This window comes from Streptomyces sp. CBMA291 (genome assembly GCF_014596525.1).
Classification (GTDB): Bacteria; Actinomycetota; Actinomycetes; order Streptomycetales; family Streptomycetaceae; genus Streptomyces.
Genome location: NZ_MSJP01000030.1, coordinates 24,112 through 50,825 on the forward strand (window position 1 = coordinate 24,112; position 26,714 = coordinate 50,825).

General features: G+C 73.0%; 25 protein-coding genes. 14 read left to right on the forward strand and 11 right to left on the reverse strand.

Going from position 1 to position 26,714, the window contains the following annotated elements:
- Positions 1 to 76: 76 nt before the first annotated feature.
- The 4 genes from BU197_RS08270 to BU197_RS08290 all read left to right on the forward strand — a co-directional run bounded on the left by BU197_RS08270 (position 77) and on the right by BU197_RS08290 (position 4,028).
- Positions 77 to 1,012: an AurF N-oxygenase family protein gene (locus BU197_RS08270; protein WP_188267573.1), complete on the forward strand. Its 936-nt coding sequence runs from the start codon at positions 77 to 79 to the stop codon at positions 1,010 to 1,012.
- A gap of 383 nt (positions 1,013 to 1,395) precedes the next feature.
- On the forward strand, positions 1,396 to 2,118 hold the full coding sequence (locus tag BU197_RS08275) for a TetR/AcrR family transcriptional regulator (protein WP_188267574.1): 723 nt from the start codon (positions 1,396 to 1,398) through the stop codon (positions 2,116 to 2,118).
- A 33-nt stretch (positions 2,119 to 2,151) separates the two neighbouring features.
- Positions 2,152 to 2,460, forward strand: coding sequence for a hypothetical protein (locus tag BU197_RS08280; RefSeq protein ID WP_188267575.1), 309 nt, complete (start codon positions 2,152 to 2,154; stop codon positions 2,458 to 2,460).
- Positions 2,461 to 2,534: 74 nt separating this feature from the next.
- On the forward strand, positions 2,535 to 4,028 hold the full coding sequence (locus tag BU197_RS08290; RefSeq protein WP_317452150.1) for a C40 family peptidase: 1,494 nt from the start codon (positions 2,535 to 2,537) through the stop codon (positions 4,026 to 4,028).
- A 76-nt stretch (positions 4,029 to 4,104) separates the two neighbouring features.
- On the opposite strand, the gene BU197_RS08295 is transcribed toward BU197_RS08290, so the two are convergent.
- From BU197_RS08295 to BU197_RS08315, 5 genes are read right to left on the reverse strand one after another with little or no spacing between them, the layout of a single operon-like run.
- On the reverse strand, positions 4,105 to 5,340 hold the full coding sequence (locus tag BU197_RS08295; RefSeq protein ID WP_188267576.1) for a styrene monooxygenase/indole monooxygenase family protein: 1,236 nt from the start codon (positions 5,338 to 5,340) through the stop codon (positions 4,105 to 4,107).
- Between the two features lie 39 nt (positions 5,341 to 5,379).
- A complete protein-coding gene (locus tag BU197_RS08300; RefSeq protein WP_188267577.1) occupies positions 5,380 to 6,081 on the reverse strand; it encodes an ATP/GTP-binding protein in 702 nt (233 codons plus the stop codon).
- Positions 6,062 to 6,475, reverse strand: a complete 414-nt coding sequence (locus BU197_RS08305) for a DUF742 domain-containing protein (RefSeq protein WP_188267578.1) — start codon at positions 6,473 to 6,475, stop codon at positions 6,062 to 6,064. Before BU197_RS08305 ends, BU197_RS08300 begins: the two co-directional genes overlap by 20 nt.
- Complete coding sequence (locus BU197_RS08310; RefSeq protein ID WP_188267579.1) at positions 6,472 to 6,960, reverse strand: roadblock/LC7 domain-containing protein; 489 nt, start codon at positions 6,958 to 6,960, stop codon at positions 6,472 to 6,474. The genes BU197_RS08305 and BU197_RS08310 overlap by 4 nt, the downstream gene beginning before the upstream one ends.
- Positions 6,957 to 10,142, reverse strand: a complete 3,186-nt coding sequence (locus BU197_RS08315; protein ID WP_188267580.1) for a nitrate- and nitrite sensing domain-containing protein — start codon at positions 10,140 to 10,142, stop codon at positions 6,957 to 6,959. Before BU197_RS08315 ends, BU197_RS08310 begins: the two co-directional genes overlap by 4 nt.
- A gap of 360 nt (positions 10,143 to 10,502) precedes the next feature.
- Here BU197_RS08315 and BU197_RS08320 point away from each other — a divergent pair, with 360 nt between their 5' ends.
- Positions 10,503 to 11,291 carry a hypothetical protein gene (locus BU197_RS08320; protein WP_188267581.1) on the forward strand — a complete coding sequence of 263 codons (789 nt, stop codon included), beginning with the start codon at positions 10,503 to 10,505 and terminating at the stop codon, positions 11,289 to 11,291.
- Positions 11,292 to 11,798: 507 nt separating this feature from the next.
- On the opposite strand, the gene BU197_RS08325 is transcribed toward BU197_RS08320, so the two are convergent.
- A complete protein-coding gene (locus BU197_RS08325) occupies positions 11,799 to 12,281 on the reverse strand; it encodes a MarR family winged helix-turn-helix transcriptional regulator (RefSeq protein WP_188267582.1) in 483 nt (160 codons plus the stop codon).
- A 242-nt stretch (positions 12,282 to 12,523) separates the two neighbouring features.
- Between BU197_RS08325 and BU197_RS08330 the strand changes: the two genes are divergently transcribed.
- Together BU197_RS08330 and BU197_RS08335 are read left to right on the forward strand one after the other, a co-directional pair.
- Positions 12,524 to 13,354 (forward strand): lysozyme, encoded by an 831-nt coding sequence (locus tag BU197_RS08330; RefSeq protein WP_188267583.1) that lies wholly within the window; start codon positions 12,524 to 12,526, stop codon positions 13,352 to 13,354.
- A 387-nt stretch (positions 13,355 to 13,741) separates the two neighbouring features.
- Complete coding sequence (locus BU197_RS08335) at positions 13,742 to 14,623, forward strand: lytic polysaccharide monooxygenase (RefSeq protein ID WP_188267584.1); 882 nt, start codon at positions 13,742 to 13,744, stop codon at positions 14,621 to 14,623.
- Positions 14,624 to 14,730: 107 nt separating this feature from the next.
- On the opposite strand, the gene BU197_RS08340 is transcribed toward BU197_RS08335, so the two are convergent.
- Together BU197_RS08340 and lon are read right to left on the reverse strand one after the other, a co-directional pair.
- Positions 14,731 to 15,399 carry a DUF4240 domain-containing protein gene (locus BU197_RS08340; RefSeq protein ID WP_223183898.1) on the reverse strand — a complete coding sequence of 223 codons (669 nt, stop codon included), beginning with the start codon at positions 15,397 to 15,399 and terminating at the stop codon, positions 14,731 to 14,733.
- A 210-nt stretch (positions 15,400 to 15,609) separates the two neighbouring features.
- A complete protein-coding gene (gene lon / locus BU197_RS08345) occupies positions 15,610 to 18,021 on the reverse strand; it encodes an endopeptidase La (RefSeq protein ID WP_188267586.1) in 2,412 nt (803 codons plus the stop codon).
- Between the two features lie 411 nt (positions 18,022 to 18,432).
- On the opposite strand from lon, the gene BU197_RS30325 reads away from it, so the two are divergent.
- Complete coding sequence (locus BU197_RS30325) at positions 18,433 to 18,705, forward strand: TnsA-like heteromeric transposase endonuclease subunit (RefSeq protein WP_317452314.1); 273 nt, start codon at positions 18,433 to 18,435, stop codon at positions 18,703 to 18,705.
- Positions 18,706 to 18,874: 169 nt separating this feature from the next.
- On the opposite strand, the gene BU197_RS08355 is transcribed toward BU197_RS30325, so the two are convergent.
- The 3 genes from BU197_RS08355 to BU197_RS08365 form a co-directional block, all read right to left on the reverse strand.
- Complete coding sequence (locus BU197_RS08355; RefSeq protein ID WP_188267587.1) at positions 18,875 to 19,177, reverse strand: hypothetical protein; 303 nt, start codon at positions 19,175 to 19,177, stop codon at positions 18,875 to 18,877.
- Positions 19,178 to 19,532: 355 nt separating this feature from the next.
- Complete coding sequence (locus tag BU197_RS08360) at positions 19,533 to 20,603, reverse strand: HEAT repeat domain-containing protein (protein WP_188267588.1); 1,071 nt, start codon at positions 20,601 to 20,603, stop codon at positions 19,533 to 19,535.
- A gap of 100 nt (positions 20,604 to 20,703) precedes the next feature.
- Positions 20,704 to 21,243 (reverse strand): GNAT family N-acetyltransferase, encoded by a 540-nt coding sequence (locus BU197_RS08365; protein ID WP_188267589.1) that lies wholly within the window; start codon positions 21,241 to 21,243, stop codon positions 20,704 to 20,706.
- A gap of 105 nt (positions 21,244 to 21,348) precedes the next feature.
- Here BU197_RS08365 and BU197_RS08370 point away from each other — a divergent pair, with 105 nt between their 5' ends.
- The 6 genes from BU197_RS08370 to BU197_RS08395 form a co-directional block, all read left to right on the forward strand.
- Positions 21,349 to 22,110, forward strand: coding sequence for a hypothetical protein (locus BU197_RS08370; RefSeq protein WP_188267590.1), 762 nt, complete (start codon positions 21,349 to 21,351; stop codon positions 22,108 to 22,110).
- Between the two features lie 106 nt (positions 22,111 to 22,216).
- Entirely contained in the window at positions 22,217 to 22,861 is a 645-nt protein-coding gene (locus tag BU197_RS08375; protein ID WP_188267591.1) for a hypothetical protein, read from the forward strand.
- A 237-nt stretch (positions 22,862 to 23,098) separates the two neighbouring features.
- Complete coding sequence (locus BU197_RS08380) at positions 23,099 to 23,770, forward strand: spermidine synthase (RefSeq protein WP_188267592.1); 672 nt, start codon at positions 23,099 to 23,101, stop codon at positions 23,768 to 23,770.
- Positions 23,771 to 23,841: 71 nt separating this feature from the next.
- Positions 23,842 to 24,579 (forward strand): response regulator transcription factor, encoded by a 738-nt coding sequence (locus BU197_RS08385; RefSeq protein WP_086831438.1) that lies wholly within the window; start codon positions 23,842 to 23,844, stop codon positions 24,577 to 24,579.
- A 506-nt stretch (positions 24,580 to 25,085) separates the two neighbouring features.
- Positions 25,086 to 26,138: a sensor histidine kinase gene (locus tag BU197_RS08390; RefSeq protein ID WP_188267597.1), complete on the forward strand. Its 1,053-nt coding sequence runs from the start codon at positions 25,086 to 25,088 to the stop codon at positions 26,136 to 26,138.
- A 258-nt stretch (positions 26,139 to 26,396) separates the two neighbouring features.
- A partial coding sequence (locus BU197_RS08395) for a 2-oxoglutarate dehydrogenase E1 subunit family protein (RefSeq protein WP_188267593.1) occupies positions 26,397 to 26,714 on the forward strand: 318 nt, incomplete at its 3' end.

The following is a 26,714-nucleotide window of genomic DNA, read 5'->3' on the forward strand; positions in this document are numbered from 1 at the left end:
GCTTTGCTGACGAGGAGTCTCATAAGGGGTGACCCCCGGTAACCGATCACGGCGAGCCCAGCGAGGTGCCCCGACGATGACCCCTTTCACCGAGCCCGACTTCAGTCTCCTCCGGGACGCCCTGGGGCCGCTGCGCGACCGTGAGCAGGTCGCCGAGCGCCTCCTCGAATCCTCCCGCAAGCACTCCTACGACCCGGACGTCGAGCTGGACTGGGACGCGCCCTTCGAGCAGGGGCTCTGGTTCTGGCCGCCCGAGCTGGTCTCCCTCTACGACACCCCGCTGTGGCGCCGGATGTCCGAGGAGCAGCGGATCGAACTCTCCCGCCACGAGGCCGCCTCGCTCGCCTCGCTCGGCATCTGGTTCGAGATCATCCTGATGCAGCTGCTCGTCCGGCACATCTACGACAAGCCGCCGACCAGCCACCATGTGCGGTACGCCCTGACGGAGATCGCCGACGAGTGCCGGCACTCGATGATGTTCGCCCGGCTGATCCGGACGACCGGCACGCCCGCGTACCCGGTCCCGGCCCTCCATCACAACCTCGCCCGGTTCCTCAAGAGCGTGTCGACCACCCCGGGCTCCTTCGCCTCGACCCTGCTCGGCGAGGAGATCCTGGACTGGATGCAGCGGCTGACCTTCACCGACGAGCGGGTGCAGCCCCTCGTCCGGGGCGTGACCCGCATCCACGTGGTCGAGGAGGCACGGCACGTGCGGTACGCGAGGGAGGAGCTGCGCCGCCAGATGGTGACGGCTCCGCGCTGGGAGCAGGAACTCACCCGCCTCGGCTCGGGCCAGGCGGCCCGGGTCTTCTCCGCCTGCTTCGTCAACCCCCGGGTGTACGACGCGGTGGGCCTCGACCGGCGGGAGGCCATGGCGCAGGTACGGGCGAGCGGACACCGGACGGAGATCATGCGCACCGGGGCGAAGCGCCTGACGGACTTCTTCGACGACATCGGCGTCCTGCGCGGCCCCGGCCGCCGCCTCTGGAAGTCCTCGGGGCTGCTGGGCTGAGGGGGACGGGACGGATGCCGGCCGGCGACGGGAAGCGGGCGGTCCCGGTCGGCAACGGCAGGCAGGTGACCCCGACCGGCAACGGGAAGCGGGCGGTCCCGACCGGTGATGGGAAACAGTCGGTCCCGACCGGCAACGGCAAGCAGGTGGCCCCGACCCGCAACGGCAAGCAGTCGGTCCCGACCGGTGACGGGAAACGGGCGCCAGGACCGCCGGGCGTCGCCGGAGAGCCGTCGGCATCGGGGCGGCCCGGCGCCGACGGGAAGCAAGCGGCACCAGGACGGCCGGGCCTCACCGGCAAGCAGTCGGTTCCGGCCCGCCCGCGTGGTCGTGGCGGCTTCCGGCCGGACCGGTCGCCCCCTTCCGCCGTTACGCTGCGGGGCATGACGAGTGCCGCCACTCCCGCGTACCGCAGGCTCAGCGTCGAGGAGCGGCGCGGACAGCTGCTCGACGCCGCCCAAGGGCTCTTCGCGCACCGGGCCCCCGAGGACGTGTCACTCGACGACGTCGCCGAGGCCGCCGGGGTCTCGCGGCCCCTCGTCTACCGCTACTTCCCCGGCGGCAAGCAGCAGCTGTACGAGGCCGCCCTGCGCTCCTCCGCCGACGCCCTGAACCGCTGCTTCGCCGAACCGGCCGCCGGACCGCCCACCCAGCGGCTCTGCCGGGTGCTCGACCGCTATCTGGACTTCGTCGACGGTCACGACGCCGGGTTCAGCGCCCTGCTGCGGGGCGGGAGTGTCGTCGAGACCTCGCGCACCAGCGCGATCGTCGACGAGGTCCGGCGGGCCGCCGCCGCGCAGATCCTCGTCCATCTGGGGGTGGAGCGGCCGGGCCCCCGGCTCTCCCTCCTGGTCAGGGCATGGCTCGCGGCCGTGGAGGCGGCCTCGCTGATCTGGCTCGACGAGGAGCGGCGGTCACCGGCCGGGGAGCTGCGGGACTGGCTGGTCGACCAGCTTCTCGCGCTGCTCACGGCGACGGCGGCCCGCGACGGGGAGACGGCGGGGGTCCTCGGGCGGCTCCTCGCGCAGGAGACGCCCGAGGGCCCGGTGGCGCGGCTCGCGCGCCGGGTGATGCCGGTGATCGGCGGGGCGGCCCACCTGCTCTGAGCCGCCCGGGGTCCGGGCGGGGAGACTGGAGGGGTGAGAAGCGAGAACACCCCTTTCCGCGGCGGCCCCCTCGACGGCCGGGTCCTGCCGATCCTGCTCGGCGCGACCGGCCACCCGCCGAAGTGGTACGAGGTCCCGGTCCCGGCGCACGACGGCAGGCCGCCGACGGTGTACGCGTACCGGCGCGAGCCCGCGGGCCACACCAGGCGGCTCGGGCTCCAGCGGGGCTGGGTGTACGTGTACGCCCCCGACGGCCGCGAGCGGCGGGAGGTGCGCTGGCCCTGGTCGAAGCCGAGGACGGCGGACCCGGCGGGGAGGGAGAGCGCTGACCCGAACGGGTGAGGGGACCAGACGCGCCCCTTTTCGTGCGGTAATCAGAAGAATTGACAGGTCATCATCCCGGTGGAGGTGATGACGTGTCACGACGACTCCTGCGCACGGTCTGTACGGGGGCGCTGGCCGCGGCGACGGCCCTGACGGGGGCCGCCGCGGCGCACCCCGCGCCCGAACCCCCGGCCGACTCCATCGAACGCCCCGACACCGCCGAGGCCTTCGCACCCCCCACGCCACCGGAGACCCTGGAATCCCACGAGTTCCCGGAGGCACCGGGGCCCGTGGAGCCCCCGGGACCAGCGGAGCCGCCGGGGCCCGTGGAACCCTCGGGACCCTCGGGACCCTCGGGACCCATGGAGCCCCCGGAGCCCCCGGAGCCCCCGGCGACCGAGGCGTCCCCCACCGGATCCCTCCCCACCTCCCCGGACACCCCTCCCGCCCCGGATTCCACCGACCCCACCGACTCCCCTGGCTCCCTCGACTCCCTCGACTCCCCGGAAAACGCCCCGGCCTCCGCCTCGGGCGGTGACGACGCCGCCGCGCTTCCGGCGTCCGGGGGCGGGTCCCTCTCCGGCCTCCTCACCCGGATGCGGACGCTCTACCAGCAGGCCGAGGAGGCCACCGAGCGGTTCAACGCCGCCGAGGAGGCCCTGAAGGTGCAGACCGCCGACACCCGGAAGGTCGCCGCCCGGCTCGTCGCCGCCCGGACCGCCCTCACCCAGGGGCGCGCGGCGGCCGGGCGGATCGCCCGGGACCAGTACCAGGGCAGGTCGGAGTTCTCCTCGTATCTGCGGCTGCTGCTCGCGGCCGACCCGCAGGCGGCCCTGGACCAGGGGCATCTGATGGCCCGTGCGTCACGGGCGCGGGCCACCGCCGTCTCCCGGCTCACGGGGGCCGAGCGGCGCGCGACGGCCCTGGCGGACGCCTCCCGCAAGGCCCTGGAGCGGCAGCGGAGCCTCGCGGCGACCCAGCGGACCCGGCGGGACGAGGTGCGGACCCGGCTCACGGAGGTGGAGAAGCTCCTCGCGGGCCTCTCGCCCGAGCGCCTGGCCCGGCTCACCGACCTGGAACGCACGCAGACGGCGGGCGCGCAGCGGGACCTGCTCGGCACCGGTGTCCTGGAGGGGCACCGCAACCCGACCCGGGCCGGTGCGGCGGCGCTGCGGTACGCCGTACGGCAGATCGGCAAGCCGTACGAGTGGGGGGCGGAGGGCCCGGACACGTACGACTGCTCGGGTCTCACCCAGCAGGCGTGGGCGGCGGCGGGCCGGGAGCTGCCCCGGACCAGTCAGGAGCAGTGGGCGGAGCTGCCCCGGGTGTCGCTCGCGGAGCTGCGGCCGGGCGATCTGGTGGTCTACTTCCCGGGCGCGACGCATGTGGCGATCTATCTGGGCGAGGGCCTGGTGGTGCAGGCGCCGAGGCCGGGCACGCGGGTGAAGGTCTCCCCGATCGCGGCGAACCCGCTGCTCGGGGCGGTCCGCCCGGACGAGGAGGGGGAGCCGCTCGCGGAGTACACGCCGCCGGACCTTCCGGAGGGCTCGCGGGAGGGCGGGGACGAGGGGTACGACGCCCCCTGAGGGCCTCGCGGGAGAGGGGAGGGACCGGGGACCGGCCCACGGGAGTGCGAGGCCGGTCCCCGGTGGTTCGCGGGGGTCAGTTCGGCGCGATGGACGCCAGATAGGCCGCCGTCTTCTCCGGCTCGTAGAAGAAGTTCTCGAAGTCGGCCGGGTCGTTGAAGCCGTTGGCGAAGCGGTCGGCGATCGGCTGGAGGACGTTCCCCGCGCCGAGGAGGTTCAGGACGTGCTCCGGCGGCGGGGCGAGCATCGCATTGGTCCACTTGGTGACGTGCCGGGCCGTCTCCCAGTAGCGGTCGAAGGTGGCGCGCATCCACTCCTCGTCGAAGGGGCGCTCGCCGTGTTCGACGATGGCCGCGAGGTAGGCGGCGGCGCACTTCGAGGCCGAGTTGGAGCCCTGTCCCGTGACCGGGTCGTTGGCGACGACGACATCGGCGACGCCCAGGACGAGACCGCCGCCGGGCAGCCTGCCGACCGGGTTGCGGACGGTCGGCGCGTAGCGGCCCGCCAGGGTGCCGCCCGCGTCGGTCAGTTCGACCCGGGTCGCCCGCGCGTACTCCCAGGGCAGGAAGGTCTCCATCAGCTCCAGCGTCAGCGCCAGGTGCTTCGAGGGGTCCTTGACGCCCTGGAAGGCGTCGACGGGTCCGCCGGGCACGCCCTCCCAGAAGAGGATGTCGGCGCGTCCGCTCGTCGTCAGCGTCGGCATCACGAAGAGTTCGCCGACGCCCGGCACCACGTTGCAGCGGACGGCGTCGAACTCCGGGTGCTCGGGGCGGGGCCCGAGGCCGTGGACGTACGCCACCGAGAGCGCGCGCTGCGGTTCGGCGTACGGGGAGCGGGCGGCGTCCCGGCCGAACATGGAGACCAGTTCGCCCTTGCCCGCCGCCACGAGCACCAGGTCGTAGCCTCGGGAGAAGTAGTCGAGGTCGCCGACGGCCGCGCCGTGGATGACGAGCTGTCCGCCGCGCCGGGCGAAGACCTCCATCCAGCCGGCCATCTTCACCCGCTGGTCGACGGATTGCGCGTAGCCGTCGAGCCTTCCGACCCAGTCGACAAGGCGCGAGGAGTCCGGCCCGGCGACCGAGACGCCGAGCCCTTCGATGCGGGGGGCCTGGGACTCCCAGAAGTCGATGCCGAGGTCCCGCTCGTGCTGGAGCGCCGTGTGGAACATGCACTGGGTGGACATCACCCGGCCGGTCCGGATCTCGTCCGCCGTACGGTTGGACATGAGGGTGATCTCGTACCCCCGCGACTGGAGTCCGAGGGCGAGCTGCAAGCCTGACTGGCCTGCGCCGACTATGAGTATCTTCCGCATGGGGGCTCCTGGCGTGACGGTGGCGCCACCTGGCGGCGGCTATTCGGGAGTGGCGTCGAGAGCGTGCGCGACCATCGCGAGCAGGCACTCCACGACGCTGTACCGCTTGCGCGCGTCCATGATCACCACCGGTACGTGCGCGGGCACGGTCAGGGCCTCCCGGACGTCCTCGGCGTCGTAGTGTGCGGTCCCCTCGAAGTGGTTGACCGCCACGATGTACGGCAGCGCGCAGCTCTCGAAGTAGTCGAGGGCGGGGAAGCAGTCCGTGAGCCTTCGCGTGTCGGCCAGCACGATCGCGCCGATCGCGCCCCGCACCAGGTCGTCCCACATGAACCAGAAGCGCTGCTGCCCCGGCGTGCCGAACACGTACAGGACGAGGTCGTTGTCGAGCGTGATCCGGCCGAAGTCCATCGCCACCGTGGTGGTGAGCTTGTCCGGGGTGGCGCTGAGGTCGTCGGTCTCCTCGCTCGCCCGGGTCATCAGGGCCTCGGTCTGGAGCGGGGTGATCTCGGAGACCGCGCGGACGAAGGTGGTCTTGCCGACGCCGAAACCGCCCGCCACGACGATCTTCGTCGCGATCGGGGCGCGGCTGTGGTCGAGCTGCCAGTCCTGCGCGCCGTCCTCGGGGTCGGGGAAGGCGGCGGTCCGGCCCGGCACCGTGCCCGGCTGGGCGGGGACGCCCGGCGCCGTGAAACCGGGGACGGAGGAGACGGCGGTGGCGTCAGAGACGACGGAGTCCACTCAACACCCTTTCGAGGAGCGCGCGGTCGGGCTGCCCGGTGCCGTGACCGGTCCCGTACACACGGATCTTTCCCTGGTCGGCCAGGTCGCTGAGCAGCACCCGGACGACTCCCAACGGCATCTTCAGGAGCGCCGAGATCTCCGCGACCGTCCGCATCCGGCGGCAGATTTCGACAATAGCCCGCATTTCCGGCATCAGCCCCCGGGCCACCGGTCCGCCGTCGGTCAGGACCTTGCGCACGGCGGGGGCTTCCAGCGCCGCCACGAAGGTCTCGACGAGCAGGACGTGACCGAAGCGGGTACGCCCTCCGGTGAGCGAGTACGGGCGGACGCGCGCGGGGCGCCGTCCGTCTCCGCGTACCGGCAGCCGGGGGGCGTGGGACGCGGTCGTCATTGGGCGCTCTCCATCGATTTACGCAGCTCGCTGCGGACTTCGGGGGTGAGTACGTGTCCGGCGCGGCCCACGAAGAGCGCCATGTGGTACGCGATGACGCTCATGTCGCAGTCGGGTTCGGCGTGCACGCCGAGCAGCGAGCCGTCGCTGATCGACATCACGAACACGCTGCCCTGGTCCATGGCGACCATGGTCTGCTTGACCACTCCGGCGTCCATCAGCCGTGCGGCGCCGACGGTGAGGCTGCCGATGCCCGAGACGATGGTGGCCAGGTCGGCGCTGGACCCGCGCGGCCCTCCGGGACGGCCGGCGTCAACGGCGGCCGGGATGTGCTGGGTGACCGGGTCGGACGAGAGCAGCATCAGTCCGTCGGAGGAGACCACGGCGACCGAGCGGACCCCGGGCACCTCCTCCACCAGGTTGCCCAGCAGCCATTGCAGGTTGCGGGCTTCCGTGCTCAGTCCGTACGTTCCCGTCGCGGTCAACTGCGTGCCTCCTCGACTGTGTCCCCCGTCGTCTCCTCCGTACGGGCAGTCCTTATGGCGTCCGTACGTGCCGTGTCCAGCTCCGCTTCCACATCGCGGCGGCCCGCTTCGGCCCCCTGGTGGAATCCGCCCAGACGGCGGCGGAGCGTCTCCGGGTCGACACCACCCTTTCGGGGGGTCGTCGCGGGGCCGGCCTGCCGCACCACCTGGGGGGTGCGCTTGGGCAGGCCCTTGCCCGTGATCCGTTCCCAGTGGGCGGGCCTCGGGCCGGGCAGCTCCGGCTCGGGAGCGGGCCCGGCGGGGGCGGGCCCTGCGGGGGCTTGGGGCTCCGACCGCGACGGCTCCGGGTGCGGGGTCTCCGCGTGCCGGGGCTCCGCGTGCGGGGCGGGGTCCGCGCCCGCGTCACGGGCGCGCTCGTGGGCGTCCGGCTCCGGCGGCGGGGCGGGCAGCCGCACCTGGAGCGTGGTCTCGGAGACGGACTCGACGGGCGGGGCGGGGGTCTGGGGGGCGGGCGCCGCTTCCGGAACGGGCGCGGACTCCTGCCGGGGGGCGGGCACGGACACGGGCGCGGGCGCCTGCCCGGGGGCGGATGCCTGCCCGGGGGCGGATGCCTGCCCGGGGGCGGCCGTCCGCTCCGGCCGGGGGGCGGGCGCCTGCTCCGTCGCGTACGCCTTGTCCGTCGCGTACGGCGGCTCGGGCTCGTACGGCAGCTCGGGCTCGGGCTCGTACGGCTGTCCCGGTTCCGGCTCGTGTGAGGTCTCCGCCGCGTACGGCAGCCCCGGCTCCGGCTCGTACGCGGGCTCCGGCTTGGGCGGCTGTTCGGCCTCGTAGGCGCGCTCGGCTTCGGGCATCTGCTCCGGGAGGGTCCCCTCGGCCGTCTTCGCCGCCAGGAACGCGCGCTCGGCCGCCTCCACGAGCGGGTCCCCCGAGCCGGACGGCAGGCCGTCCGGGTCGGTCCCGGCGGCCGGGAGCGGGGGCGTGACGGCCGCACCCGGCACGGGCTCGGTCTCCGGGACCGTCGGGGCATCGGGCAGCAGCGGCGGTGGCAGGACCACGACGGCGGCCGTGCCGCCCGGCTGCTGCGGCCGCAGCTCGACGCGGACGCCGTGGCGGGCGGCGAGCAGGGCGATCACGCGCATGCCCAGGCCCTCGCCCTCGAAGGCGGCCGGGTCGGCATCGGCCAGGCGCGCGTTCAGCTCGGCGAACCGGGCGTTCGTCATGCCGATGCCCGAGTCCTGCACGGAGAGCATGACCTCGCCGGTCTCCAGGAGCCAGCCGGAGAGCCGGACCTCGGCGTCGGGCGGCGAGAAGGAGGTGGCGTTCTCCAGGAGTTCGGCGACCAGATGGCTCAGGTCGTCGGCGGCGAAGCCCGCGATCTGGGCGTGCGGCGGGAGGGAGTGGATGCCCACCCGCTCGTACCGCTCGATCTCGCTGACGGCGGCGCGCAGCACGTCGACGAGCGGGACCGGGCCCGCGTGTCCGTGGCCGTGCTCGTGCCCGGCGAGGACCAGCAGGTTCTCGCTGTGGCGGCGCATGACGGTCGCCATGTGGTCGAGCTTGAAGAGGGTCGCGAGGCGGTCCGGGTCCTGCTCGCGCTCCTCCAGCTTCTCGATGACGCCGAGCTGCCGCTCCACGAGCCCGAGGCTGCGCAGCGAGAGGTTGACGAAGGTGTGGTGGACGGTGTCCCTGAGGCCTTCGAGTTCGGCGGTGAGCAGGGCGACCTGGCCCTGGAGTTCGGCCCGCTGGGTGGCCAGCTCGGTGCCGAGGGTGCTCCTGGCCTCGGCGAGGTCGGCCTCTCCCGTGCCGAGCCGCTCGGTGAGCGCCTCGTTCCGCGCGGCGAGGCCGGTCAGCGTGCCGTGCAGGGTGTTGAGCGAGCGGACGACCCGGGCGAACTCGTCGTTGCGGCCGGTGAAGCGGACCGGCTCCTCGGCCCCCGGGGCGGGCGAGTCGGCGAGCCGGGCGGCGCCGATACGGAGCGCGGCGAGCGGCCGGGTGAGGCTGCGGGCCACGAAGGTGGAGACGCCGACGGCGACGAGCAGACAGCCGCCGAGGAAGGCGACGCGCAGTTCGAGCCCGGTGACGTCGTCGTCGCGGAGCGCGGCGAGCCGCTCGACGCGCTCGACGGCGAGGGCGGATTCGACACCGCGCATCTGCTCGATACGGGCGGAGAGGGCGGCTTCGAGCGCGCGGGGGTCGGTGCCGCGCTCGGCCTCCGTCAGCCTGGGCTGATCGGTGAGGGAGGTCAGGGAACGCTCGGCGTTCTTGACGTCGGGCCCGGTCACGGTGGCGGCGAAGGAATCGCGCGCGGTGGCGCCCGCCGCCTGGTCGAAGTCGCCGAGGGCGGCCAGCTCGCGGACCCGGGTCTGCTGGGCGGCGGCGGTGAGGGCGTCGCGGGCCCGGTCGGCCTCGGCGGCGCCCGGGGGGACCTCGGGGACGTAGGTGCCGGTCTCGGGGTCGTAGCGGACCTCGCCGGTCGGCTCGGGCTGCGGTACGGAGAGGGCGGCGAGGAGCAGGCCCCGGGTGGCGGAGGCCTGCTCGACGGCGCGGCCGAGGGCGGCGGGGGCGCGGGTGGCCTCGGTGAGCGCGGTGTCGTCGGCGCGGGCCGGGGTCTGGTCGGCCAGCTCGTCGGCGAGGGCCTGGAGCTTGCCGATGACCTCGGTGTAGGCCCGGTGCGCTTCGAGGGCGGTGCCCTTGCCGCCGAGGGCGCCTCGGCGGATGGAGGGGACTCCGGCGAGGTCGCGGCGGAGTTCGGCGGGGGCGGCGGGACGGATCTCGTCGATCTGCCGGTCGACGCGGGTGGAGCCCGCCGGGGTGACCTGGCGCTTGTGCCGGGCGTCTCCGCGCTGGTTGTCCCGGCCGGCGGCGATGTAGGCGACGACCTCGTCGCGTTCGTCGGCGAGGGAGTGCGCCAGGGTGACGGCCTGCCGGTCCAGCTCGGCGAGGGTGACCAGGCTCTGGGCGTCGTTGAGCTGGGTGGAGGCCGCGAGGAGCGCGGGGGCTCCGGCGACGATGACGGTGGCACCCACGAGGGCGACGCCCGCGACCAGCCGGTTGCGGACGTGCTTGGGCCGCCCGGCGGGGGGCGCCGGGGCCGTGCCGTCCGGGGTGGGTGCCGCACCGGGGTTCCGGCTCCGCGTGCCGTTCTTGCTCCCAGGCCGCTTCATCTGCACCGGTGCTCGCATTCTTGACTCGTCCGCCCACAAAAGCAGAGGTGACGACCGGTCACGTGGAGCGCCTCCACCCCTGGTACGGCTCCTGACCATTCCAGCGCTTCTGGGAAGGAGGCGCGCATCGGCCGCTCCGCCACCCGAACGAGTGAACAACACTCATGAGTTGGCGAACAACTTCCCGGGAAGGGCGGGACGGGGCCCGACGGTGCGCCGGTTGGATCTTACGGGCGGCCTTTGGCAGGATGCCCGCCCGCAGTCCGGCCGGGGGCTCCTTCCCTTGTCCGGGCCGGGTTCCGGCCGTTTGGTACAGGCCTTTTCCGGTCATTTGCAGGTCCGGTGAAGGAGTGCGGCGGGGCGGGCACACTGGACGTCATGCGCAGCGACGTCGCCTCCCTTCCCGGCAGCCCCGAACGCCCCAACGAGGACTGGGTGGCCACCGCCCTGCCCGCCTCGGGGCGTGGGGGAACCGTCATCCTCCTCGACGGCGTCACACCACCTTCGGGTGATGACGGTTGTGTGCACACCGTGCCATGGTTCACGGCCCGCCTCGGTGGCGCTTTGACCGAACTGTCCGCTTCCTGCCCGGACATGCCCCTGTCCGAGATCCTTTCGCGGGCCATCCGGCGCACCGCGGACGCCCATCGGGACACCTGTGACCTTTCTCACGTACGCACTCCCCAGGCAACCGTGGTGCTCGCACGGTGGGACGACTCCTCCGTCGAGTACCTCGTCCTCTCCGACTCCGTCCTCCTCCTGGAAGCCTCCGACGGGACGGTGCGGGCGGTGCTCGACGACCGGCTCGACCGGGTGCCGGACGAGATCCTGCGGTCCCACGCGGCGACGGACCGGCTGCGGAACCAGGAGGGCGGGTTCTTCACGGCGGCGGCCGATCCGGCGGTCGCGGCGCGGGCGGTGACCGGCACGACCCCGCGCGCGGGGCTGCGCTCGCTGGCCGCGCTCACGGACGGGGCGAGCCGCTGGGTGGACCTGTTCGGCGCGGGCGACTGGACGAAGTGCGTCGGCGTCCTGCGCGAGGAGGGGACCCTCGGACTGCTCCACCGCGTGCGCGCCCTGGAGACGGCGGACGCACTCACCGGCGGCCCCCGCCGCTGGAAGCGCCACGACGACGCCACGGCGGCGCTGGTGGAGTTCGGGGGGTGAGGGGGCGCCTCGGGGTGAGGGGGTGGGTGCCTCGGGGTGCGTGGAGGGTGCGAGGTGAGGGCGTGGGGTCCGGGTGGGCCTCAGGGCTGGCACGGAGTGCCTAGGGGGAGGCTCGGGGTACCGGGAGGGCGGTCGCCGGAGAGGCGGGGCGCGGGGAGGAGCGGGCACCGGAAGGGTCGGGGCGGTCGCCGCAGGAGCGGGGCGCTGGAAGGTGCGGGCGGCGGAAGGGGGCGGTCGCCACGGGAGCGGGGCGCCGGAAGGGTCGAGGCGCGGAGGGAACGGTCGCCGGAAGGGTCGGGGCGACCGCCGCAGGAGCCGGGCGCCGGAAGGGTCAGGGCGCGGGAGGGGCGGTCGCCGCAGGAGCAGACAGGCGTCCCGGGCGAGCGCCCCGGGGTCCGCACCCTGACGAGCGTCCAGGAAGGCGGCTCCGGCCTGCGCGCCCCCAGGCGAGCCCCTACGGCATCCCCTTGCGGCAAGCTCCTCGACCGCGCCCCCGGCCGCGCGCCCTCACCCCTCCGAGCGGACGTTGAAGTGGTTCAGGAGGCGGGCCAGTTCGGCGACCTCGACGCGGTCCCAGTCGGCCAGCTGGTGGACGTACCGCTCGCGCCGGGCGTCCCGTACGCGCCGGAAGCGGGCGCGGCCCTCCTCCGTCAGGCGGACGAGCGAGGCGCGCCCGTCGGCGGGGTCGGGGTCGCGGGCGACGAGCCCGAGGTCCTCCAGGGCGCGCAGCTGCCGGCTCATGGTCGCCTTGCCGACGCCGAAGTACCCGGCGAGTTCGGTGGCCCGCTGGGGACCGGCGCCGTCGAGCCGTACGAAGAGGCCGTAGGCGGCGGGTTCGAGGTCGGGATGGACCTCGCGGGCCATCTCGATGGACTGGGCGCGGGCGCGCCGGAGGAACACGGCGAGTTCGCGTTCAAGCGCGAGGAACTCGCGGTCGACCGGAGCGGGCACGACTGCCCGCCCTTCGCTTCCCGTACCGCTTCCGTGCACGTCAGCACCTCCCACGCGTTCCACCGCGAGCCGTCGGCCGCTTTCGGGCCGCTGAAAGTTTCCTGGGGCCGAGGCCATCGCCGCAGCTCCCCCAGTATTTCGCAGGAGTAGACCAACGGCGGCCCCCCGATCCCTTCCCCGGGCTTTTCTACGTGCGTAGAGTCTGACGCGTTGTCGATGTTGGCATGTCCACACCATACGACGGCCGGCATCTCCCCCCACCAGACTTTCGGAGGCACGCGATGCGTGTGCACGGATCCGGAACGACCCTCGCCGGCGCCGCCCTCGCGGCACTGGCCCTCCTCCTCCCCCTCGCCGGACCCGCCGGCGCCGCGCCGGACGCGGGCGAGCGGGCCATGCCCCCGCGCGGCTCCGCCACCATGGGCATGGGCGTCCTGAAGCACGACGGGCGCGGTCCGCTCGACGGGGGCATATCCACCCTGGCCGCCCAGACGGAAGGGGTCGACGTCTCCAGCCACAACGGCAACGTGGCCTGGTCCACCCTCTGGAACAGCGGCGTCAGGTGGGCCTACGTCAAGGCGACGGAGGGCACCTACTACAAGAACACCTCCTTCGCCCAGCAGTACAACGGCTCGTACGACGTCGGGATGATCCGAGGCACGTACCACTTCGCCACCCCGGACAGCACGACCGGAGCGGCGCAGGCGGACTACTTCGTGAACAACGGCGGCGGCTGGTCGAAGGACGGCAGGACCCTTCCGGGCGTGCTCGACATCGAGTGGAACCCGTACGGCGACACCTGCTACGGCAAGTCCCAGGCCGGAATGGTCGCCTGGATACGCGACTTCGTCACCCGGTACAAGGCCAGGACCGGGCGGGACGCCGTCATCTACACGGCGACCAGCTGGTGGACCCAGTGCACCGGCAACTCGTCCGCCTTCTCCGCCACCAACCCGCTGTGGATCGCGCGGTACGCCTCCACGGTCGGCGAACTCCCGGCGGGCTGGCTCTACTACACGATGTGGCAGTACACCTCCTCCGGCCCGACGGTCGGCGACCACGACTCCTTCAACGGCGACTACTCGCGGGTGCAGGCGCTGGCCAACGGCTGACGCGCACCCGTCGGCACCGGCCTCCGGACGCGGGGGCACCCCACGGGCGGGCGGTCTCCGGGCGCGGGATCGCCCCACCGGGCGGGCTCCGGACGCGGTGGCACCCCATGGGTGGGTCGCCACCGGACGCGGCGACTCCCCACGGGCGGGCGCCTTCCGGACGCGGCGGCTCCCCACGCGGGGACGGGTTCCGGACCCGGCGGCGCCCAAGGCGGCGGTCTCGGGGCGCGGCGGCGTCCGGAGACCGCTTCGGGCTTTTTCCGCCCGACCTCTTGCTCATTGGTATGGACCAATGCGACTCTCTATCGCGATCGCCCGGGATTCAACTTCCGGCTACTCCCCACGCGTTGCCCCGCCTTTTCCTCCCCCCACGAGAAGAGCACCCGCATGCCGTCCTACCGCCGTGCCGCCACCGGCGTCGCCGCACTGTCCGCCGCCACCGCCCTCGTCGGCCTCACCCCCACCTCCGCCGCCGCGCACGGGGCCGTCTTCAACCCGGTCAGCCGAGTCGCCGCCTGCTACGCCGAGGGCCCCGAGACCCCCAAGTCCCAGGTGTGCAAGGACCTCGTCGCCGACTCCGGCACCCAGCCGCTCTACGACTGGAACGAAGTCAACATCGCCAACGCGGCCGGTCAGCACCAGGCGCTCATCCCGGACGGCAAGCTCTGCTCGGCCAACCGCGAGAAGTACCGGGCCCTCGACTGGGCGCGGATGGACTGGCCGGCCACCTCGGTCGCCAAGGGTCCCTTCGACTTCAAGGTCCGGGTCACCGCCGCCCACGCGGGCACCATGACCGTCTACATCACCCGGCCCGGCTTCGACCCCACCAAGCCGCTGAAGTGGTCGGACCTGGACGCGACCCCCGTCGCCGTCTACAACACCACCCGCACCGCCACCGACGGCTACTACAACTTCACCGGCGACCTCCCGGCCCGCAACGGGCGCCACATCGTCTACAAGGTGTGGCAGCGCAACGACAGCCCCGAGGCCTTCTACAGCTGCTCGGACGTCGACTTCGGCGGCGGCACCACCGTCCCGCCCGTGAAGGCGCAGGCCCCCACCGAGGCGAAGATCGCGGCGGGCGCCACCCTGTCCACCGTCAGCCACGCGGGCCACGGCGGCGACGAGCAGGCCCCGGCGCTCTCCGCCGAGGCCGCGGGCACCCCGTCCTCTCCGCTGCTCCCGGCCCTCGCGGGCGCCGGTGCCCTCGCCGCCTTCGCCGGAGGCAGCCTGCTCCTGAGCCGTCGCCGGAACGCCTCGGCCGCCTGAGGAACCGCCGGGCCGTGAAGGCCCCCGGTCCACCGGGTCCACCGGCTCCCCCACAGGTCTGGTCGGACCCGGGGGAACCGGTCCCTCCGCCCGCCTCCTGATGACGATCAGGGGGCGGGCGCCCCGACCGGGAAGAGGGCGGCGAGGCGGGGTAGCGCCACCCCCTCCGGACGAGACCTCCGCCGCTCGCCGTCCTCTTCCCACCCTTCCCCCGGGCCGCCCGGCACCTCCCCGTCCTCGGGCGCCTCCCAGCCCTCGGGGTCCTCGCGCCGTCCCCACTCCCCGGCCGCCACGGCCGCGTCCTCGGCCTCCTCCACGGCGTCGAGGAACGCCTCCCCGTCGTCCCCCTCCTCGCCGGTCAGCTCGTTGAACGCGTCCTCCGCCGCGTAGTCCAACTCCTCCCACTCGGGCCACTCGTCGTCCGCCCAGGTCTCCACGTGCCGCCCCGCGAGCGCCCGTATCCCCGGCAGCTCCGCGAGCGCGTCCGGATCGGCGAGAACCGCCCCGTACACCCCGCTTCCCTGGGCGACCAGCCAGAGTGTGAAGTAGTGGAAGCCGTCGTCGCCGCAGAAGCCGCCCTCGATCCGGTTGGCCGCCCTCCACAGCTCCCTGGTGTGCGCCTTCTCGCACGCCCGCTCAAGGCGTGTCTGGAACTCCGCGCTCTCGGTGGCCGGCCGCCGCAGCAGCCGCCCGGTCAGCCACTCCAGCCGCTCGTCCCGGTCGCCGGGTCGGCGGCTCAACTCGTCGATGAGAGCCCAGAAGGCATCGTCGTTCATGCCTTCGAGCATCGCACCCGCCACTGACAACGGGACACGGCGAAGCGGGGTGTTCCGTACGGAACACCCCGCCTGCCGCTCGCTGTTCACGCCACCGGCACGCCCGCGACGCCGGGGACACCCCGCCGACACACCGGCGCCGCCCGGCCCCGCCGGTATGCCCGGGTCACCGGGGGCACCCCGTCCCCCTCCCCGTCCCCGTCCCCGGGGTTACGCCGCCACGCCCACCGGCACCTCGGCCGGGGCCAGGGCGATCTCCAGGACCTGCCGGACGTCCGTCACCGGGTGGACCTCCAGCTTCTCCAGGATCTCGGCCGGGACGTCGTCCAGGTCGGCCTCGTTCCGCTTGGGGATCACGACGGTGGTGATGCCCGCCCGGTGCGCCGCCAGCAGCTTCTGCTTCACCCCGCCGATCGGGAGCACCCGGCCGGTGAGGGAGACCTCGCCGGTCATGGCCACGTCCGTGCGGACGAGCCGCCCGCTCAGCAGGGAGGCCAGCGCCGTCGTCATGGTGACGCCCGCGCTCGGACCGTCCTTCGGCACCGCGCCCGCCGGGAAGTGGATGTGCACGCCCCGGTCCTTCAGGCCGGTCACGGGCAGCTCCAGCTCGGCGCCGTGCGAACGGAGGAAGGAGAGCGCGATCTGCGCCGACTCCTTCATCACGTCGCCCAGCTGCCCCGTGAGGGTCAGCCCGGCGGCGCCCGTCTCCGGATCGGCGAGGGACGCCTCCACGAAGAGCACGTCACCCCCCGCGCCGGTCACGGCGAGCCCGGTGGCGACACCCGGCACGGCCGTCCTGCGCTCCGCCGGGTCCTGCGCCGACTCGGGCACGTGGTGCGGCCGTCCGATGAGCGCCCGCAGATCCTCCGGGGTGACCGTGAACGGCAGCTCCCGGTCGCCCAGTTCGTGCTGGGCCGCGATCTTGCGGAGCAGCCGGGAGACGGCCCGCTCCAGGGTGCGGACACCGGCCTCCCGGGTGTACTCGCCGGCCAGCTTGCGCAGGCTCGTCTCCTCCAGGACGACCTCGCCGGGTTCGAGCCCGGCGCGCTCCAGCTGCCGGGGCAGCAGGTGGTCCCGGGCGATGACGACCTTCTCGTCCTCCGTGTAGCCGTCGAGCCTGACCAGCTCCATCCGGTCGAGCAGGGCCTCCGGGATGGCCTCCAGGACGTTGGCCGTCGCCAGGAAGACGACGTCGGAGAGGTCGAGTTCGACCTCCAGGTAGTGGTCGCGGAAGGTGTGGTTCTGCGCCGGGTCGAGGACTTCGAGCAGGGCCGCCGCCGGGTCGCCCCGGAAGTCGGAGCCGACCTTGTCGATCTCGTCGAGCAGGACCACCGGGTTCATGGACCCGGCCTCCTTGATCGCCCGCACGATACGGCCGGGCAGGGCGCCGACGTAGGTGCGGCGGTGGCCCCGGATCTCGGCCTCGTCCCGTACGCCGCCGAGGGCGACCCGGACGAACTCGCGGCCCATCGCGTGCGCGACGGACTCGCCGAGGGAGGTCTTGCCGACGCCGGGCGGGCCGACGAGGGCGAGGACGGCTCCGCCGCGCCGCCCGCCGACGACGCCGAGCCCCCGCTCGGCGCGCCGCTTGCGCACCGCCAGGTACTCGGTGATCCGCTCCTTCACGTCGTCGAGGCCCGCGTGCTCGGCGTCGAGGACGGCGCGGGCCCCCCGGATGTCGTACCGGTCCTCGGTCCGCTCGTTCCACGGCAGTTCGAGGACGGTGTCCAGCCAGGTGCGGATCCAGGAGCCCTCCGGGGACTGGTCGCTGGACCGCTCCAGCTTCTCGACCTCCTTGAGGGCTGCGTCGCGGACCTTCCCTGGCAGGTCGGCGGCCTCCACGCGGGCGCGGTAGTCGTCGGACTCCAGGCCCTCGGCCTCGCCGTTGAGGTCGCGCAACTCCTTGCGGACGGCTTCGAGCTGACGGCGGAGGAGGAACTCACGCTGCTGCTTGTCGACGCCTTCCTGCACGTCCTTGGCGATGGTCTCGGCGACGTCCTGCTCGGCGAGGTGCTCGCGGAGCTGGGCGGTGGCGAGCCGCAGCCGGGCGACCGGGTCGGCGGTCTCCAGGAGGGCGACCTTCTGCTCGACGGTGAGGAAGGGCGAGTAGCCGGAGTTGTCGGCGAGGGCGCCGACGCCGTCGATCTGCTGGACGCGGTCGACGACCTGCCAGGCGCCGCGCTTCTTGAGCCAGCTGGTGACCAGCGCCTTGTACTCCTTGACCAGGTCGGCGACCTGGCCGGGAAGCGGGTCGGGCAGGGCCTCCTCGACGGTCGAGCCCTCGACCCAGAGCGCGGCCCCCGGTCCGGTGGTCCCGGCACCGATGCGGACCCGGCCGATGCCCCGGATCAGCGCTCCGGGGTCGCCGTCGGAGAGCCGCCCGACCTGCTCGACGATGCCCAGGACACCGGTCCCCGCGTAGGTCCCGTCGACCCGGGGCACGAGCAGCACCCTGGGCTTGCCCTCCCCGGTCCGGGCGGCGGCCTGAGCGGCCTCGACGGCGGCCCGCACCTCGTTGTCGGAGAGATCGAGCGGCACCACCATCCCGGGCAGCACGACCTCGTCGTCGAGCGGCAGCACAGGCAGAGTGAGCGGCACGGACGGCTTGGACTCAGAAGCCATGATCTCCCCTTCGGCAGTCAAGTTGAGCTACATGGGCTCAATGCTTGTGAGCGGGGGAATGTTCCCGGGGAGTTGTTCGCTCTGAGCGATCATCGCGGAGGTGTCCTTTGACGTGGATCTCTTCGTTTTGCAGCTTCATCCTTCGTATGGTCGTTCGCTTTGCGGAGTGACCTTTCGTCCCCGGCTCGGGTTAGCGAGTCGTGGCAGGTTCGTTAGGGGTACTGCCGGGGTGGTACCTCCGGGCCGCCGACGGAGGGGTTCGAGGTCGCGTACGCCGACCGGTACGGGTCTGAGTTCCGTCGCACGCTGGTGGGCGCCTGGACAGTGCGGTTCGAGGATGTCGCGCCGGTACGCGCGTTCAAGTCGTACAGAGGCCAACGGCATCTGCCGGGCTTGTGATGGTCGTCCACGGTGGGCAGGCACATTGGATACGAGTCCTGGCTGGAGCGTGATCATGTGATGCTGCTGGACTTCGACCTGTCGGTGGTGGGGATCTCGTCTCAGCCGTTCTGGCTGTTCTGGCGGTCCGACGCGGGCAAGGGCATCTCGCATGCGCCGGACTACTTCGCCCGCCGCGAGGACGGCACGGCGGTGGTGGTCGACTGCCGTCCGGCGGATCGGCGTAACCCCCGGGACGTGGTGAAGTTCGAGGCGACGCAGGCAGCCTGCGCCCAGGTGGGATGAAAGTTCCGACTGGTGGGGGCGCCGGATGTGATCGTGGTGCGCAATGTGCGCTGGTTGGCGGGCTACCGCCACCCCCGGCACCGGTTGGAACCTGTGGCCTCCGATCTGCTGACGGTGTTCGCCGAGCCACATCCAGTGATGGGCGGGGCCTCTACGGTGGGGGACCCGATCAGGGTGCTTCCGGCCTGATCGGAGCTGACTGCGGATCGAGCAGCCCACTCGCCGACCCGATAGTGCGCAAGTCGACGTACAGGGCCAGATCGCCGAATTCGGAAGCTTCGGAACCCAAGCAGCTGAGGGCATGCGTCTTCCCGGTGCCACGTCGACCGTAGTTCACCTGGTGGTCAACCGTGTTGATCACATCGACCACCCCCGAGTCAACGAAGGTTTCGTGGAGCTGCGGGCCTTCCTGCTTCTCCGCCCGCTTCGGGATCTGGTTGAAGGCACGGTTCAGTGGCGAGAGAGCTGGCATGAGGGGAAGGTTGGACGCATCGGCGACGAGAGTGGTGCGTTCGAACTACGTCCTCAACTTGCCACTGTGTCGCGTCGACTTCCCGGTCGACATCGTTCACGGCGAGGAGGAGGCCCCCGGGCTAAGGGCTGGGGTTACGGGCCCCGCTCTCTCAGCCCAGAACGCGTGCGTGGCGCAGCGGAGACGCTCATCGCTACGCCGCTCGATGCCCTTGTTGAGGGCGCTCGTCCGGCAGAACTCGCCAAGGCCGAAACCCACCCCACCTTTGCCGGGGAGCGTGGCGAGTCGCTCGACGACGTGACCAGCCACTACCCAGGCGTCGGATCCGTGCACAAACCGGGCCGAGGCGGGTCGCTCAGAGCCAGGAGACCCAGGGGTCGTCGCACGGTTCGGGCTCTTCAGAGTGGAGCATGCAGCGAATACAGCGCAGAAGTCCCGGTTCACCGTTTCCGGCGGCGGCGTACATCCACGGCAGGGCGTCCATGGCGTGCGCGCGTTCGTCTGTGGCGAAGGTATCGATGGTCTGGTGGAGGTCCTCGGGGGCGGGCTCATCCGTGAGGCAGAGCCAGCCGATTGCCGCGGCCAGGCGGACTTCGGGGGCCTCTGCTCGGTCTTGCCACCGCTCACGGAACCACGAGACGGCCGGCGGCTGTACGTGAGCTCGGGTGGTCTCGGCGACGGCGAGGAGCAGGGCGGCGCGGACCATGGCGTCATGCTCGGTGGCGAACCTGGCGGCAAGGGCGGTTCGGACCACAAGGTCGGGGTCGGCGGCGGTGGCCAGGGCATAGGCGGCGTCAATGCGGATGGTGGGCTCGGAGTCGTTGAGAAGCGGCAGGAGTACGGGTGTTTCGGCAGTGATCGCGGCTCGGGCGGCGGCCACCGACCAGCCTGCCGGGTAGCCCGTCACCTCGACGCCGTAGTCGTCGTAGTCGTCGGGGGCGTGGTGCCGAGGATCGTTGCGATGGAGAAGGAGTTCATCGCGGGAGGCGACGCCATGGTGCCGGGCGCGGGCCGGGCGGGAGAGCACGGCAAGGGCGGCGGCACGGTGAGGGTGGTGGGCATCGGCGGCGATGGGGATCAGGAACGGTACGGCGAGGGCAGCGGCGGCCCGGCTGTCGTTGGCGCACAGACCGCCCAGCGCATCCGCCGCATGGCGAGCGGAGTGCCCGCCGGTGCGCAGCAGATGAACGGCTGCCCGAGCATCGTCACCGTGGGGGAAGTTCCCCCATGGGACGGCGTCGAGGAGCAACCCGCGTTGGGCACCGGACGGGATGCCAGCCACCACCGCCCGCACATCGAATGCGCCTCCCGCGAACGGGGCCAGATCCGCTCCGTCCACCAGCGCCCGGCACATCGCGAACGTCGGATCGGTCCGCCAATCCCTCACACCGCACCCCCACCATCGAATCTCGGGAGACTCGATCATGCCGTGCCCGACCGCCCGCCGACCGACGGCCGGACGTCCAAGGGCACGCCCCGACACACCACGAACTGCCAAGGACCCCCGCCCCTTCTGCGGTGCCCAATCAGCCGCAGGGCGTCGCCGGGGCCCGTTCCCCGAGCCACTGTTCGGCGTCCCAGGCGTGGAACCGTTCCACCTCGGTGAATCCCAGCCTCGCCGCGAGGCGCGTCGAGGCGGTGTTGGCGGTCCGGGTGGTGAGCACCACCGGCTCGCCGGGAAGGACGGAGGCGAACCAGTCGAGCGCCGCCGCGCACGCCTCGCGCGCGTAGCCGTGTCCCCAGGCTCCCGGCAGGAACAGGTAGCCGAGTTCGGCCTTGCCCTCGGCCGCCGGACGGCAGGGCCCGGTCGCCGCGCCGAGCAGGACCCTGCCGATCATCGCCCCGTCGAGTGCGACGACGAAGCTCCCGGGACGCCGTCCGGGCACCTCGGGCAGCTCGCGCTCCAGCGTCTCGCGCGGGTGCGGTCCGCCGAGATACGTGTGCACCTCCGGCGACGCCAGCAGTTCGACGAAGGCCGCACGGTCCCCCGCCTCCGGCTCGCGCAGCACGAGCCGCTCGGTCCTGATCGGGGCGGGGGGCCAGACGCCGGGTCCGAAGTCGGTCATGCCCGCCACCCCACCAGCGGAGCGGGCGCGGCACAAGACGTGTGAAGCGATCAAGCCGTCGGCCCGCCGCTCCCGGCCGACGGCTCGCCTGATGGAATCCCCCGCATGACCGACTGGACGAAGCTCAGCCACGCCTACGGCTCCGCCGAGGACATCCCCGGCCTGCTGGAACGGATCGCCTCCGGTCGGGAGCCGGGGCTCTGGACCGATCTGTGGTCCGCGCTCTGCCATCAGGGCAGCGTCTACCCGGCCAGTTTCGCGGCGCTGCCCCGGCTCGCCGATCTGACCGAGAGCGAGGATCGGGCACAGGCCGTGAACGCCCTGAACCTGGCCGGGGCCATCATGGCGGGCGCCGAGCAGCCGGGCACCGCCGAAGACGTCCGCGCCCGGCACGCGGCGACCGTCGCCCGCCTGCTGGCCTCGGTGAACCGTCACCTCAGGACGGCGACCGGCCCCACGGAGTACATCGAGCTCCTGGAGTCCATGCTCGGATTCGAGGGCGTGCCCGGATGGAGCGAGAACCTGTCCTGGGGGATCGTGAACGAGGAGTACGAGATCTCCTGCCCCGGCTGCGGGACCGACCTCTACATCGTCCTCGGCGAAGCCGGGTTCTTCTGTACGAGCACGGAATACGCCCTGCCGGACGACACCGCGGACGCCACGGGCACCGCGGACCCCGCCGGGACCCGGCCGCTCCGCCCTGCGGTCCCCACCGATCCGCACGGCATCGGAGGGCGTCTCCACGCCCTCGCGACCGCCGATGGCCGCCACGAGATCGCACACGTGCTCACCCATGTCTTCGGCGACGCGACCTGCCCGGACTGCTCGGCCGACTTCACCGTCGCCGACCGGGTCGGCGCCGACTGAGGCCGCCGTCCGGCCGCGCCCGCCCGAGCGCCGGCACACACCCGCCGCACCGGGAAACCCGCGCGTACACCTGCGCCCGGTGCCCGCGAGCGGGCATGCTCGGGGGATGACGCGAGGCGTACGGGGAAGACGACGGGGCACCCTGCTGCTGGCCGGGATCCTGGGCATCGGCGTGAGCGGCTGCGGGGCGGAGGCGTTCCCGTCGCCCGACCCGCCCGCATCGTCGTCCGCCTCGCCCGAGGCCACCCCATCCTCATCCTCATCCGCCCCACCCTCGCCCTCATCCGGCCCGCCCTCCTCGTCACCCGGCCCGGCCTCGTCCTCATCCGGCCCGCCCGCGTCCGAGACCGTTCCCGGCACCGTTCCCACCACCGGCTCCGGCGCCCCCGCCACCGATCCGCAGCCGGGCGAGGTCCTCGTCGAGGTGCTCGCCAGTGGCGGTTTCGCGGGCGTCCGCAACCGGCTCGTCGTCCACCACGACGGCAGCTGGAGCACCGGCAGGCCCGGCGAACCGCCCGCCCGCACCGGTCGGCAGACCCCCGCCGAGACCGCCGAGCTGCGCGCGGCCCTGGAGGACCCCGCGTACGCGCAAGTCCCCGACCAGCCCACCGGCCGCCCCATCGCCGACGGCTTCCGGTACGAGGTGACCTACCGCGACCGGCTGGTCGTCGCGGCCGACGGGGAGCGCCCGCCCGCGCTCCAACGGGTCTTCGACGCCCTCCCGGAAGGCGGCCCGCCGACCGGCCGTTGAGGTCCCGGCCCTGGCCGGGTGTGCGCGTGCGCCGGAGCGTGCCCCCGAAGGCGCGCGCCGGGGCGTGAGCGGTGGCAGTCCGCGCCCCGCCTCCCTCCCCTCCCCGCGTCCAGAATGGCCGAAACTCCCCGTCGAGAACCCGCCACCCCTCCCCCGTAAACACGTTTGTCCCGTCGGCGGCAGCCCCGTAAGGATGGTGCGGGAGTGACCGCCGAGTCGTGAACGGAGAGAACGCCCGTGTCCGAACCCCTGACCCTCGACCGTCGTGAAGGACCGCACGGAGAGGTCGTGCTGCGCCGCCGTGACGAACACTTCGAGATCATCGCCAACGGGACCTTCCTGATGGACACCTCCGACGGGCGTTCGGAGCGGCTGCTCGTCGACGCGGCGCGGGCGGCGCTGCCCGAGGAGGCGCGGCCCGGTGCCGCCGTGCTGGTCGGCGGGCTCGGCGTCGGCTTCTCCCTCGCGCACGCCGCCGCCGAGCCCTCCTGGGGCCGGATCGCGGTGATCGAACGGGAGGAGGCGATCATCGACTGGCACCGGCAGGGCCCGCTCGCCGCGATCTCCGGCGCCGCGCTCGCCGATCCCCGGACCGTGATCCTCCACACGGACCTCGTGGAGTACCTGCGCACCTCCCCCGACACCTACGACGCGCTGTGTCTGGACATCGACAACGGGCCGGACTGGACGGTCACCGAGGACAACGAATCCCTGTACGCGGCCGACGGGTTGGCGTCGTGCGCGGCACGGCTGAAACCCGGCGGTGTGCTCGCCGTATGGTCGGCTCGGCCCTCGGTCGATTTCGAAGAGTCCTTGCGAAATGCCGGTTTCAGCGGGGTACGGACGGAAGAGATCCCCGTTGCCCGGGGCGTCCCCGACGCCGTCCATCTCGCGGTCCGTCCCGGGTAGCTCCTGGATAGCCGGGACACCGCCGGTACCTCTAGGCTGCTGCACCGACATCGGCGACACGAGGCGGGGCAATGGAGCAGACACACACCACTCACCACGGTGCGGCGGCCACTCCCGGGGCCCAGCGGCGCGTCCTCGTGGTCGAGGACGACGCCACGATCGTGGAAGCGATCTCGGCCCGGCTGCGCGCCGAGGGTTTCCTCGTGCAGACCGCGACCGACGGCCCCGCGGCCGTCGAGGCGGCCGAGGCATGGCAGCCGGACCTGATGGTCCTCGACGTGATGCTGCCCGGATTCGACGGTCTCGAAGTGTGCCGCCGGGTCCAGGCCCAGCGGCCCGTCCCGGTCCTCATGCTGACCGCCCGGGACGACGAGACGGACATGCTGGTCGGTCTCGGCGTCGGCGCGGACGACTACATGACGAAGCCGTTCTCGATGCGCGAGCTGGCCGCCCGGGTGCACGTCCTGCTGCGCCGGGTGGAGCGGGCGGCGCTCGCGGCGGTCACCCCGCGCAGCGGCATCCTGCGCCTGGGCGAGCTGGAGATCGACCACGCGCAGCGCAGGGTGCGGGTGCGCGCCGAGGACGTCCATCTGACACCCACCGAGTTCGACCTGCTGGTCTGCCTGGCGAGCACCCCCCGCGCGGTGCTCTCCCGTGAGCAGCTCCTCGCCGAGGTGTGGGACTGGGCGGACGCCTCGGGCACCCGGACCGTGGACAGCCACATCAAGGCGCTGCGCCGGAAGATCGGAGCCGAGCGCATCCGTACGGTCCACGGGGTCGGGTACGCGCTGGAGACCCCCGCACCGTGAGCCGGCGCGAGCCCGGGGACCCACGGAAGCGGCCACGCCCGGGGACGGGAGACACGGCCGGAAGCCCGGGGACGGGTGCCACCGGGACCGGCGGTGCCTCTGGGACGGGCGGTGCCTCTGGGACGGGCGGCGAGCCCGGGACCGGCGGTGCCACCGGGACGGGCAGCACCCCTGGGACCGGCAGTGCGCCTGGGACGGATGGTGCCACCGGGACGGGCAGCACCCCTGGGACCGGCGGCGAGCCCGGGACGGGCACGTCCGGAGCCGTGAGCCCCGGCGCGGGAGGAACCGGCGCGGGAAGAACCGACGCGAGAGGGTCCGGCGCGAGAGGGCCCGGCGCGGTCAGCCCCGGGACGAGCGGATCCAGCACGGCCGGACCCGGCCCCGGACCCGCCACGCACCGCCCCGCACCACCCCGCCACGCCCCACACCACCCCGCACCACCCCGCCCCGCCGCCCGCCGCCCCGCTCGCGAGCCCCGTGCCGGAGCCCCCCGGCGGCGCCGGATCGTCATCTCGATCAAGACGAAGCTGGGCGCGCTGGTCGTCGGGGCGGTGCTTCTGACCTCGGCCCTCGCGCTCGTGGCGATCCGTACGTCCACCGAGTTCCGCTACATCACGGTCTTCGCGATGATCGCGACCCTGCTGATCACCCAGTTCGTGGCGCAGTCCCTGACGGCTCCGCTGGACGAGATGACCACAGTGGCGGGGACGATCTCGCGCGGGGACTTCAGCCGCCGGGTGCGCGGCGCGGACCGGCGGGACGAGCTGGGCGACCTCGCGTCGACGATCAACCGCATGGCGGACGACCTGGAGGCGGTCGACCGGCACCGCAAGGAGCTGGTCGCCAATGTGTCGCACGAGCTGCGGACCCCGATCGCCGCGCTCAGGGCCGTACTGGAGAACGTCGTGGACGGGGTGTCCGAGGCGGATCCGGAGACGATGCGGTCGGCGCTCAAACAGACCGAGCGGCTGGGCCGGCTGGTGGAGACGCTGCTCGACCTGTCCCGTCTCGACAACGGTGTCGTGGCCCTGCGGGTGCGCCGCTTCGAGGTCTGGCCCTATCTGTCGGGCGTGCTGCGGGAGGCGAACCTGGCCGCCTCGCAGCGCGGTCTGTCGTCCACCTCGGGCCTGCACAACCGGACCGACGTGCATCTGCACCTGGACGTGTCGCCGCCCGAGCTGGCGGCGAGCGCGGACGTGGAGCGGCTGCACCAGGTGATGGCGAACCTGATCGACAACGCGGTGAAGCACTCGCCGCCGCACGGCCGGGTCACGGTCCGGGCCCGGCGCGGCCCGTTCCCCGACTCGCTTGAGCTGGAGGTCGAGGACGAGGGGCCCGGCATCCCGGAGTCGGAGCGGCACCGGGTCTTCGAGCGGTTCAACCGGGGTTCCGCGCCGCGCCGCCGGGGTCCGGGGAGCGACGGCGGCACGGGTCTGGGGCTCGCGATCGCCCGCTGGGCGGTGGATCTGCACGGCGGCGGGATCGGCGTGGCCGAATCGTCACGGGGCTGCCGGATCAGAGTCACTCTTCCAGGAAGCTTTCCGCCACCGGATTGACGTAGGGTTCGAACCGGAAGAGCACGTTCTGCGTGCAGGTGAGCAGGGGTACGTCCGAAGGCGGACGTGCCTCCGGTTTTCCGTACCCGGAAACCGGGGGAACCACGCTTGTTTCCCGCCATTCGCGACCCCGAAACACCTCGTCAAGTGTGACATGCGCGACGTTGGAGCGCCTGGCCTGCACCTCTCGGCCGGACAGGCGTAGCCTTTATTTCCGCTGTCCATCACCTTGTGAAGCGGAAGAGGGCGGTTGCCGCCGTGTCGTCTCAGTCCCCCAGTAACCCGAGCTCCCCGACCGACCAAGACGGGCAGGGTAAGAACCCTGCGACCGCCTTCGGTGCCAATGAGTGGCTCGTCGACGAGATCTACCAGCAGTACCTCCAGGACCCGAATTCGGTCGATCGTGCCTGGTGGGACTTCTTCGCCGACTACAAGCCGGGCTCGTCGGAGACTCCGACCGCCCCGGCCTCCACCACCCAGAGCGCCTCCACCACGCAGAGCGCCCCCGCCGCGCCGCAGACGGGCCCCGCACAGGCCGCGCCTGCCGCTCCGGCGGCCGCTCCGGCCCCCGCGCCC